Here is an 11552-nt window from a genome sequence, read left to right on the forward strand (position 1 = left end):
CTCTCAGGGAACGAGCTTGTAACCACCGCTTTCTGTCACAAGAATTTCGGCTTTGGAAGGATCGCGCTCGATCTTTTGCCGGAGACGATAGACGTGGGTCTCAAGCGTGTGCGTAGTCACTCCGGAATTGTAGCCCCAGACCTCCTCGAGCAGCACATCGCGGGTCACCACCTTCTGTTCGGCGCGGTAGAGATATTTGATGATGGCCGCTTCCTTTTCGGTGAGGCGGATCTTGCCGCCGCGCTCGTCGATGAGCAGCTTCTGCGAAGGCTTGAACGTGTAGGGCCCGACGGAGAAGGTCGCGTCCTCGCTCTGTTCGTGCTGGCGCAGCTGGGCGCGGATTCGCGCCAAAAGCACCGCAAAGCGGAACGGCTTGGTGACGTAGTCGTTGGCACCGGCTTCCAGGCCGAGGATCGTGTCCGAATCGGTGTCCTGTGCGGTCAGCATGATGATCGGCGCGCGGTAGCCGCCCTTGCGCAGCAGCTTCACCGCCTCGCGGCCATCCATGTCGGGCAGGCCCACATCCATGATCAGGATGTCGATGATCGCGTTGCGCGCCGTCTGGATGCCCTTCGTGGCGGTGGCCTCCTGGAGGATGTCGAATTCCTCGTAGAGCGCCAGTTGCTCGACCAGCGTTGCGCGGAGGTCTTCGTCGTCATCGACGATGAGAATTGTGCGTGACGTCATGTTTCAGTCCACTATCCAGGAAAAAGCCTGCCGGTTCAAATGGAAATGCTGGATTGACCAATCCAGCTTTATGCGGAACGTGATACTGCGAAAAGACCATGGCGAACATTTGTTCCACAGGGCGGGTGATAAGCCAAGAGGCACGGAGTTCGAGGAATGCGGGGCAAAGCCGGCAAAAAGGTGAAGCTGATCGAGGTGCGCCGCCGCCCCGGATGCCGCACGCAGGGGCTCGTCTCGGCCGGCCCTTTCGTCTTCCCCTGCGCGCTCGGGCGCGGCGGCACGACCATATCGAAACGGGAAGGGGACGGCGCAACGCCCGCCGCGGGAATGCGGCTGCTGTGGGGCTATTTCCGCCCCGACCACGCGCCTTCAGGACCTCCGGTGTCGCCGCTCACCCTCACCCCTATCGGTGCGCGCGACGGCTGGTGCGATGCGCCGGCAGACCGCAACTACAACCGCCCGGTGCGGCTGCCTTATCCGGCGAGCCACGAGCGGATGCGGCGTGACGATGTGCTGTACGATGTCTGCATGGTGACCGATTGGAACATGCGGCCGACGATCCGCGGGCGCGGCAGCGCCATTTTCCTGCACATCGCCAAGCCGGGCTTCCTGCCGACCGAGGGATGCATCGCCGTGTCGCCGCGCGCCATGGCGCGGCTCCTGCCGATGATCGGCCGCGACACGCGGATCAAGGTGTATCGCTGAGGCGTGCCGGCCGGCCGCCCTCATCGCGCCATGGCGTGGTACTCCTCGTTGGGATGCATGTCGACGGCGGCAGCCAGGCGGTTCGACATGTTGAAGAAGCCGGCGACGGCGGCGATGTCCCAGATGTCGCGCTCCGAGAAACCGGCCTCGCGCAGCCCCTGGCGGTCGGCTTCCTCGATCTTGCCGGGCGCCTCGGTCAGCTTCACCGCGAAGTCGAGCATCGCCTTCTGCCGCGGATCGAGCCTGGCCGCACGGTAGTTCATCACCATCATCTCGCCCAGCACCGGGTCGCCGGAAAGCTGGCGCACGGCCGCGCCATGCGCGGTCAGGCAATAGAAGCATTGGTTCACGCTGGAGACGGCCACGGCGATCATCTCGCGCTCCAGCTTGCTCAGTCCCGAATCGCCGAGCATGAGGTCGTTGTACATCTGCGAGAAGGCGTCGAGCTTGGCCTCGTCGAAGGCATAGGCAAGAAGGACGTTCGGCACCATGCCGAGTTTTTCGCGGCATTTTGCAAAATAGGCCTCGGTTTTGTCGCTCAAGCCCTCCAGGGGAGGAAAATGCAGTGCGGTGACAGGCTTCGACATGGTGCAGATACCCTTTCGACAGGATTTGCGGTGTATTCAGCCTGCACGGAGCGATGACGGGTCGTCAAACAGCTTTCGTCTGCATACGATAGATGAGTTTGGTCAACCAACAGGGAAGTTTCGGCATGGTAGCCAAGGCAAAGACCTCCAAAACCGCTCGAAAAGGCGAGCCGAAGGGCAGGGCGGGAGGTGTCGAATGCCTGCATCAGCTCATTTTGTCGCGGACGCCTGCCGAAGATCTGCAATCCTACGACGACGCCGCGCTGGTCCGGACCGCCGAGCTGGTGACGGCGGCGGTCGAGGCTCACCAGCCCGGCCACAGCGTGCAGCGGGTCAACAACAGTTCGGGCGTCGAACGGTTCGGCCGGCAGGTCACCACGGTCACCGTCGTCAACGACAACATGCCGTTCCTGTTTGATTCCGTGCTCGGCGAGCTCAGCGATTCGGCCGGCGAGCCGACGCTCGTCCTGCACCCGGTGCTTTACGTCAGGCACGGCAGGAAGGGCGTCGAGGAAATCGCCGGCGATGCGGCGTCGACGAAGCCTGCGGCGGACCTTGCCAAGATCAGCGTCATCCATGTGCACCTGCCGCGCCTGTCAGACGAGGAGTGCAAGGCGCTCGAGGGGCGGCTCGCCCACATGCTGAAGCAGGTGCGCGCCGCGGTCACCGACTGGAAGCCGATGCTGGCCCGCCTCGACCAGGAGATCACCGAGCTGCGCTACGCACCGGTGCCGCTCGAACAGGAGGCGGTGGCCGAGGCCATCGCCTTCCTCGAATGGCTGCGCGACGACAACTTCACCTTCCTCGGCATGCGCGAGTTCCGCTACACGGGCGGCGAGAAGAGCGGCACGCTGGAGCGCTCGCACAAGAAGGGGCTCGGCATTCTGGCCGATCCCGACGTGCTGGTTCTGAGGCGCGGCACGGAAGCCGTCTCCACGACGCCCGAGATCCGCGCCTTCCTGCACGGCCCCGATCCCCTGATCGTCACCAAGGCGAACGCCAAGTCGGTCGTCCACCGGCGCGCCTATCTCGACTATATCGGCGTCAAGACCTTCAGCGCCGAAGGCAAGCTGACCGGCGAATTGCGCATCGTCGGCCTGTTCACGTCGACCGCCTACACGCGCTCGGTGATGAAGATCCCCTATCTGCGCTCCAAGGCCGAGGCGGTGATCGCCAAATCCGGCTTCGCGCCGACCGATCATTCCGGCAAGGCGCTGATCAACGTGCTGGAATCCTATCCGCGCGACGAGCTGTTCCAGATCGGCGTGCCGATCCTGCGCAAGCACGCCGAGGCGATCCTGGCGCTCGGCGAGCGCCCGCGGGTGCGGGCCCTCTACCGGGTCGACCAGTTCGACCGGTTCGTCTCGGTGCTCGTCTTCGTGCCCCGCGACCGCTACGATTCGCAGGCGCGCGTCGACATCGGCACCTATCTGAAGACCGTCTTCAAGGGGCGTGTGTCGGCCTATTACCCGGCGTTCCCCGAAGGCATGCTGGCACGCGTGCATTTCATCATCGGGCGGTCCGGCGGAAAGACGCCGCGCATCGAGACCGAGACGCTGGAAGCCGGCATCCGCAACATCGTGCGCACCTGGGACGACGCGCTGCAGGAGGCAGTCGAGACGACCGGGACGGACCCCCGCTTCGCCCGCATCGCCGCGGCTTTCCCCGAGAGCTACCGCAACGGCTTTTCGGCCGAGACGGCGCTCATCGACGCCGAGCGCATGTCGGTGCTTTCGGACGAGAACCCGATCGCCATCGACTTCCACCGGCACCCGGATCAGGAGCCGCACCAGGCGGTGCTGAAGATCCATCATCACCGCACGCCGGTGCCGCTGACGCAACGCGTTCCGCTGCTCGAGAACATGGGCTTCCGCGTCATCAGCGAGCGCACCTTCGAGGTCGGCGACGGCGACGACAAGGAGACCGCCCAGGTCTTCATCCACGACATGGAACTGGAGAATGCCTTCGACGGGCCGATAGACCTGTCCGACGACGGGGCGCTGTTCGAGGAGCTGTTCCTGTCCGTCTGGCGGCGCGAGCAGGACGACGACCGCCTCAACGCGCTGGCGCAGACGGCCAGGCTGCGCGCCGCCGAGATCGCCATCCTGCGCGCCTACAGCCGCTATCTCCAGCAGGCGAGCATTCCGCAGAGCCAGGATTTCATCGCCGGCACGCTGAACCGCTACCCGCACATCGCGCGGAAGCTGTTCTCGCTGTTCGTCCTGCGCTTCGATCCAGCTGCCGCCAGTCGTCCCGAAGCGGAGAAGGAAGAGGAGGCCGTCGTCGCCGCGATCGGCACCGACCTCGACCGCGTGCCGAATCTCGACGACGACACCATCATCCGCCGCTTTTTGAACCTGATCCAATCGACGCTGCGCACCAACCATTATGCGCCGGGGGCGCAGGGCGCGGCGCGGTCGCTGGCGCTGAAGTTCGATTCGAGGGCGATCACCGGCCTGCCGCAGCCGAGGCCCTGGCGTGAGATCTTCGTCTACGGCCAGGAGGTCGAGGGCGTGCATCTGCGCTTCGGCCCGGTGGCGCGCGGCGGCCTGCGCTGGTCTGACAGGGCGCAGGACTACCGCACCGAAGTGCTCGGCCTTGTCAAGGCGCAGCAGGTGAAGAATGCCGTCATCGTGCCGGTCGGCGCCAAGGGCGGGTTCTATCCGCGGCGCCTGCCCGCCGGCGGCAGCCGCCAGGAGGTGTTCGAGGCAGGCCGGGCGGCCTACATCAACTTCGTCTCCAGCCTCTTGTCGATCACCGACGACCTCGACGGCGCCAAGGTGGTGCCGCCCGAGGGGGTCATCCGCCACGATGCCAACGACCCCTATTTCGTGGTCGCCGCCGACAAGGGCACGGCGACCTTTTCCGACACGGCCAACGAGATCAGCCAGGTGCATGGTTTCTGGCTCGACGACGCCTTCGCGTCCGGCGGCTCGGCCGGCTACGATCATAAGAAGATGGGGATCACCGCCCGCGGCGCCTGGGAGGCGGTGAAGCGGCACTTCCGCGAGATGAACCGCGACATCCAGAATGAGCCCTTCACGGCGGTCGGCGTCGGCGACATGTCGGGCGACGTGTTCGGCAACGGCATGCTCCTGTCGCACTCGACCAGGGTGATCGCCGCTTTCGACCATCGCGACATCTTCATCGATCCGGATCCCGACCCGGCGATCTCCTATGCCGAGCGCAAGCGGCTGTTCGATCTGCCGCGCTCGAGCTGGCAGGACTACGACGCCTCGAAGCTCTCCAAGGGCGGCATGATCGTCTCGCGGTCGCAAAAGTCGATCACGCTGAGCAGGGCGGCGGCCGATGCCATTGGCCTCGCCGAGACCACCGCCTCGCCGACCGAGATCATGACGGCGATCCTCAGGGCGCCGGTCGATCTCCTGTGGTTCGGCGGCATCGGCACCTATGTGCGGGCAAGCTCCGAATCGAACCAGGAGGTCGGCGACCGCGCCAACGATCCGATCCGCATCACCGCGCGCGAGGTGGGAGCGAAGGTCATCGGCGAGGGCGCCAATCTCGGCGTCACCCAGCTCGCCCGCATCGAGTTCGGCCTGAAGGGCGGACGCTGCAACTCGGATGCCATCGACAATTCCGGCGGTGTCAATTCGTCCGACGTCGAGGTCAACATCAAGATCGCGCTGGCGGCCGCCATGCGCGGCGGCTCGCTGGAGCGCCCGGCGCGCAACCGGCTGCTCGCCGACATGACCGAGGAGGTGGCGAAGCTGGTGCTGGCCAACAATTACCAGCAGACGCTCGCCATCTCGCAGGTCGAGCGGCGGGGCATGACCGAACTGCCGCACCAGGCACGCATGATGGTGCTGCTCGAGCAGCGCGGCCTGCTCGACCGGGCGGTGGAGTTCCTGCCTGGGCCGCAGCAGCTCGCCGATCGCGAAAGCCGCGGCGAGCCGCTGACACGCGCCGAGATCGGCGTGCTGCTCGCCTACGCCAAGATCGTCCTGTTCGACGAGATCGTCGCCAGCAAGGTGCCGGACGAGCCGCATCTGGAAGCCGATCTTCTCGGCTATTTCCCCGAGCGCATGGCGAAAAAATACGAGGCGGAGATCCGTGGTCACCGGCTGAGGCGCGAGATCGTCGCGACCGAGCTCGCCAACGACGTCATCAATCGCGGCGGCCCGAGCTTCGTTACCCGCCTGCAGGACGTGACGGGCCGTCCGGCGGCCGACATCGTCGCCGCCTTCACCGTGGTGCGCGAGGGCTTCGATCTGCCGGCCGTCTACGCCGCCATCGATGCGCTCGACAACAGGATCGACGGGGCGGCGCAGCTCGAGCTCTACCAGATCGTCTGGCGGCTGATCTATTCCGCCACCTCCTGGCAGCTCAAGAACGAGACGGCCCATGCACCGCTCGGCGAGCGGGTCGAGCGCCTGCGTAGGGCGCGTGCGGCGCTGGAGCCGAGAATGAAGGCGATGCTGCCGGCGGTGATCCGCGAGCATCTCCTGACGCGGTCGGGCCAGCTCGTCGCGGCCGGGGCGCCGGAGAAGCTGGCCGAGCGGCTCGCCTTCCTCGAGGTGGCCGAGATGGTGCCGGACATCGCGCTGGTGGCCGACAAGGCGAAGGCCGATCTTGCCAAGGCGGCGGAGGTCTTCTTCGGCATCATGGAAGCGTTCCGCATCGGCCGCATCGAGGAAGCGGCCAACGCGATCGTGCCGACCGATTATTACGATGGGCTGGCGCTGTTCCGGGCGATGGACATGATCAGCGCGGCGCGGCGCGGCATGGCGATCGCGGCGCTCAGCGAGCACAGCAAGGCGAACGATCCCGCCGGCAAATGGGTGGAGAGCGGCGGCGAGCACGTGGTGCGGGTGCGCGAGCGCCTGCAGTCATTGGTCGAAGGCGGCGAGATCACCGTTTCGCGGCTGACCGTGGCTTCGGGACTGATGAGCGATCTGAGTGTGTGAGGCTTCTTGGGTCAGGTGATGCCCTGTCGCACCCTCTTTGCGCTGCCGAACATCTCCCCGCTTGTGGCAGAGAAGTTTGCTTCTGGCGACGGGTTACCCCCACCCCTTACCCCTCCCCTCAAGGGGGAGGGGGATGATGAAGCGCTGCACCTTTCTTCCCTCCCCCTTGAGGGGAGGGACCGAGGGTGGGGGTCGCAGGCGGAGCCTGCAGGAAAGACCATAGGCCATTACCTGCGCTCGATGGGGCGATCATCCCGGAACGGACGTTGGACCTTTTCTGCAGGGCCACACGATTGGCAAATCCGGCAATCTCAGCCAATCTCCGCCCTAGAGGGGGAGATGCCCGGCAGGGCAGAGGGGGGCAAGACGCGCTCGACATGAACCGGGAAAACGCCTCTGTCGCCGGACAGGCCGGCCCGGATGTCGCCGTGCCCCGTCGCGGCATCTGGGGCTGGATGCTGTTCGACTGGGCGCAGCAGCCGTTTCACACGCTCATCATCACCTTCGTCTTCGCGCCCTATTTCGCCTCCGCCGTCGCTCCGGACGCGGCGCGCGGGCAGGAGTTGTGGGGCCTTGCCACCGGCCTTGGCGGGCTCGCCATCGCGCTGTCCTCGCCGGTGCTTGGCGCCATCGCCGATGCCACCGGGCCGCGCAAGCCGTGGATCTTCGTCTTCTCGCTCGTCGGCGTCCTGGCCTGCGCCTCGCTCTGGTTCGCCCTTCCGGGCGCCGGGCACGCCGGGCTGGTCCTGATCGCCGTGGCGCTCGCCGTGTTCGGCATGGAGTTCGCAGCCGTTTTCAACAACGCGATGATGCCCGACCTCGTGCCGCGGTCCGAGCTCGGGCGGCTGTCCGGCTCGGCCTGGGGCCTCGGTTATGTGGGTGGGCTTTTTTCGCTCGTCCTGGTGCTCGGCTTCATGGCGGCCCAGCCGGAGACCGGGCGCACGCTGCTCGGCCTGAAGCCGATCCTCGGCCTCGACCCAGCGCTGCGCGAGGGCGACCGGGCGGCGGGCCCGCTGACGGCGCTTTGGTACGGGCTGTTCGTCCTGCCGATGTTCCTGTTCACGCCCGACGCAGCACGCCGCAAGGCTGCCGCCGGCGCGATCCGCGAGGGGCTTGCCCGACTTGCCGGCACAGTGCGCCGGCTGCCCGGCGAGCGCAGCTATTTCAGCTTCCTGATGTCGTCGATGTTCTACCGCGACGCGCTCAACGCGCTCTATGCGTTCGGGGGCATTTATGCGGCGGGCGTCCTGTCCTGGTCGATCACGCAGATCGGCCTGTTCGGCATCCTCGCCAATGTCACGGGCGCCCTCGGCGCCTGGCTGGGCGGGCGCATGGATCGGGCCTTCGGGCCGAAATACGTCGTCGGCCTGTCGATCGTCGTCCTCACGCTCAGCGCGCTCCTGGTCATCTCCACCACGCGCGAAGAGATCCTGTTCATCAAGCTTTCCGGCGCGACCAGCCTGCCCGACATCGCCTTCTTCGTCGCCGGCGCCCTGATCGGCGCGGCGGGGGGATCGATCCAGGCCGCCTCGCGCACGCTCCTCGTCGACCAAGTGCCGCGCGACCGCGTGACGGAGGCCTTCGGCCTCTATGCGCTGTCCGGCAAGGCGACGACTTTCATCGGTCCCTTCGCCATCGCGATCGCCACGGGATATTTCGCCTCGGAGGCTTTCGGCCTGTCGACCGAGGAGGCCCAGCGGCTCGGCGTGACGCCGATCCTGGTGCTGTTCGTCATCGGCCTGGTGCTGCTGCCCTTCGTCAAGAGCCGGCACCGCGAGGCGGCGGAGAGGCAAGCGCGATGAGACCGTCGGGATGGCGCAAACGATGACGCCACCCCGGAAAGCTTCGGTTCCTGCGTGCCGTCAGCCGATCTTCTGGCCGGTCTTGGCCCAGTCGGCGAGGAAGGCTTCGAGGCCCTTGTCGGTGAGTGGGTGCTTCACCAGCGCCTTCAGGACCGACGGCGGCACGGTGGCGACGTCGGCGCCGATGAGCGCGGCCTGCTTGACGTGGTTGACCGTGCGGATCGAGGCGGCGAGGATCTCCGTGCCGAAGTCGTAATTGTCGTAGATGGTGCGGATCTCGGCGATCAGCTCCATGCCGTCCTGGCCGAGGTCGTCGAGGCGACCGATGAAGGGCGAGATGAAGGTCGCGCCGGCCTTGGCGGCGAGCAGTGCCTGGTTGGCCGAGAAGCACAGGGTGACGTTGACCTGGCGGCCCGAGGAGGTGATGGCCTTGCAGGCCTTCAGCCCGTCCATGGTCAGCGGCACCTTGATGCAGATGTTGTCGGCGATCTTCGAAAGCACCTCGGCTTCCTTCATCATCCCCTCGAAATCGGTCGCCGTCACTTCCGCCGAGACCGGGCCGTCGACGATGCCGCAGATCTCCCTGGTGACTTCAAGGATGTCGCGACCCGCCTTCATGATCAGCGACGGATTGGTGGTGACGCCGTCGAGCAGACCCGTGTCGCTCAATTCGCGGATCTCGTTGACGTCGGCCGTGTCGACGAAAAATTTCATGGCAAGCTCCTTGGCTGGGATTGAGGGCCGGGATCGGGGAAGGGACAGCACCCATCCATAATGTTGGGTCTTTGCTCTACTGCAAGAACAGGGCAAGGTCACGTCCGATGACACAAGATTCGTCCGCAAATCGCGTCGTGCCGGTCATGGTGCCGATGCCGGCAGACCGGCCCTACTCCTATGCCGTGCCGGAGGGCACGCGCGCCGAGCCCGGCGCGATCGTGCGCGTGCCGCTCGGCCCGCGCGAGGTGGCGGGCATCGTCTGGGACGGGCCGGGCGGCGAGGTGGCGGCGAAGAAGCTGAGGGCGATCTCGGAGGTCTTCGACTGCCCGCCGATCGCACCGGAGATGCGCCGCCTCGTCGATTGGATCGCCGCCTACACGCTGTCGCCGCCCGGCATGGTGGCGCGCATGCTGCTGCGTGCGCCGGCCGCCTTCGATCCCGAGCCGCCGACCGAGGGGCTGAGGCTGGTCGCGGGCATGGGCCCGGACCGCATGACAGCGGCACGCGGCCGGGTGCTGGAGATGGCGGGTGACGGACAGGCCTGGACGCGCAGCGGGCTGGCGCACGCGGCGGGCGTCTCCTCGAGCGTCGTCGAGGGCCTGCGCGAGCAGGGCGTGCTGGAGACCGTCGCCATTCCGCCGCTGCCGGTGGTGGCGCCGCCGGATCCGGATTTCGCCAAGGCCGACCTCACGCCGGATCAGGCGCGGGCGGCCGAGCGACTCAGCGAGAAGGCCGGTGCCGATGCCTTCAGCGTCACCCTGCTCGACGGCGTGACGGGCTCGGGCAAGACGGAGGTTTATTTCGAGGCTGTGGCGGCGGCCCTGAAACGGGGCAAGCAGGTGCTGATCCTCATCCCGGAAATCGCCCTGACGCAGGCGTTCCTGGACCGTTTCCACGATCGCTTCGGCGCCAAGCCCGGCGAATGGCACTCCGATCTGGCGCCGAGGAAGCGCGAGCGCGTCTGGCGGCAGGTGGCCGAGGGGCAGGTGCGTGTCGTCGCCGGCGCCCGCTCGGCGCTGTTCCTGCCGTTCAAGGAGCTCGGCCTGATCGTCGTCGACGAGGAGCACGACCCGGCCTACAAGCAGGAGGACCGCGTCTTCTACAGTGCCCGCGACATGGCCGTGGTGCGCGGTCATATCGGCGGTTTTCCCGTCGTGCTGGCGTCCGCCACGCCGTCGCTCGAAAGCCGGGTCAACGCCAATCAGGGGCGCTACGAGCGCATCGTGCTGTCGGCACGCTTCGCCGATGCCGCGCTTCCCGATCTTGCCACCATCGACATGCGCAAGGCGCCGCCGGAGCGCGGCGGCTTCCTGTCGCCGGTGCTGATCGGCGAGATGAGGAAGACGCTGGAGCGCGGCGAGCAGTCGCTGCTCTTCCTCAACCGGCGCGGCTATGCGCCGCTGACGCTGTGCCGTGTCTGCGGCCACCGCTTCCAGTGTCCGGACTGTTCGAGCTGGCTGGTCGAGCACCGGTTTCGCGGCCAGCTCGTCTGCCATCACTGCGGCCATAATGAGCCGCGCCCGGAGGCCTGTCCCGAGTGCGGCACGCTCGACCATCTCGTCGCCTGCGGGCCGGGGGTCGAGCGCATCGCCGAGGAGGTCGAGCGGCATTTCCCCGAAGCCCGCACGATCGTCCTGTCGTCGGACATGCTGGGCGGGGTGAAGCGTCTGCGGCTCGAGCTGGAGGCGGTCGCCAAGGGGGAGGCGGACATCATCATCGGCACCCAGCTCGTGGCCAAGGGGCACAACTTCCCCGCCATGACGCTGGTCGGTGTGGTCGATGCCGATCTCGGGCTCGCCAATGGCGACCCGCGCGCCGCCGAGCGGACGTTCCAGCTCCTCGCGCAAGTGACCGGCCGCGCGGGGCGGTCGGGAAAGAAGAGCCTCGGCCTGCTGCAGACCTACCAGCCCGAGCACCCGGTGATGCGGGCCATCGTGACCGGTGACGCCGAGGCCTTCTACGAACGCGAGATCACCGAGCGCGAGCGCGCCGGCCTGCCGCCGTTCGGACGGCTTGCCGGCATCATCGTCAGCGCGGCGAGCCGGCAGGAGGCCGAAGGCCACGCGCGGGCCTTGCGCCGCAGCGCGCCGCGCGCCGAGGGGATCGACGTGCTGGGACCGGCCGAAGCG

7 protein-coding genes are annotated in these 11552 nt (G+C 67.0%); 4 read left to right on the forward strand and 3 right to left on the reverse strand.

Annotated elements, in window-relative coordinates; genetic code table 11:
- Positions 1–3: 3 nt before the first annotated feature.
- Positions 4–687, reverse strand: a complete 684-nt coding sequence (locus NUU27_RS14620; protein WP_257762857.1) for a response regulator transcription factor — start codon at positions 685–687, stop codon at positions 4–6.
- A gap of 156 nt (positions 688–843) precedes the next feature.
- Here NUU27_RS14620 and NUU27_RS14625 point away from each other — a divergent pair, with 156 nt between their 5' ends.
- Positions 844–1392: a L,D-transpeptidase gene (locus NUU27_RS14625; RefSeq protein ID WP_257762858.1), complete on the forward strand. Its 549-nt coding sequence runs from the start codon at positions 844–846 to the stop codon at positions 1390–1392.
- Between the two features lie 20 nt (positions 1393–1412).
- Here the strand turns inward: NUU27_RS14625 and NUU27_RS14630 are convergent, their stop codons facing one another.
- Positions 1413–1979, reverse strand: coding sequence for a peroxidase-related enzyme (locus NUU27_RS14630; protein WP_257762859.1), 567 nt, complete (start codon positions 1977–1979; stop codon positions 1413–1415).
- A gap of 125 nt (positions 1980–2104) precedes the next feature.
- On the opposite strand from NUU27_RS14630, the gene NUU27_RS14635 reads away from it, so the two are divergent.
- Together NUU27_RS14635 and NUU27_RS14640 are read left to right on the forward strand one after the other, a co-directional pair.
- Positions 2105–6904, forward strand: coding sequence for an NAD-glutamate dehydrogenase (locus tag NUU27_RS14635; RefSeq protein ID WP_257762860.1), 4800 nt, complete (start codon positions 2105–2107; stop codon positions 6902–6904).
- Positions 6905–7281: 377 nt separating this feature from the next.
- Positions 7282–8706, forward strand: coding sequence for an MFS transporter (locus NUU27_RS14640; RefSeq protein ID WP_257762861.1), 1425 nt, complete (start codon positions 7282–7284; stop codon positions 8704–8706).
- Between the two features lie 60 nt (positions 8707–8766).
- Here the strand turns inward: NUU27_RS14640 and fsa are convergent, their stop codons facing one another.
- Positions 8767–9420, reverse strand: a complete 654-nt coding sequence (fsa, locus tag NUU27_RS14645) for a fructose-6-phosphate aldolase (RefSeq protein WP_257762862.1) — start codon at positions 9418–9420, stop codon at positions 8767–8769.
- 107 nt (positions 9421–9527) lie between these two features.
- Between fsa and NUU27_RS14650 the strand changes: the two genes are divergently transcribed.
- A partial coding sequence (locus NUU27_RS14650; RefSeq protein WP_257762863.1) for a primosomal protein N' occupies positions 9528–11552 on the forward strand: 2025 nt, incomplete at its 3' end.

Source organism: Nitratireductor sp. ZSWI3, assembly GCF_024655565.1.
In the GTDB taxonomy this organism is placed as follows: Bacteria; Pseudomonadota; Alphaproteobacteria; order Rhizobiales; family Rhizobiaceae; genus Nitratireductor.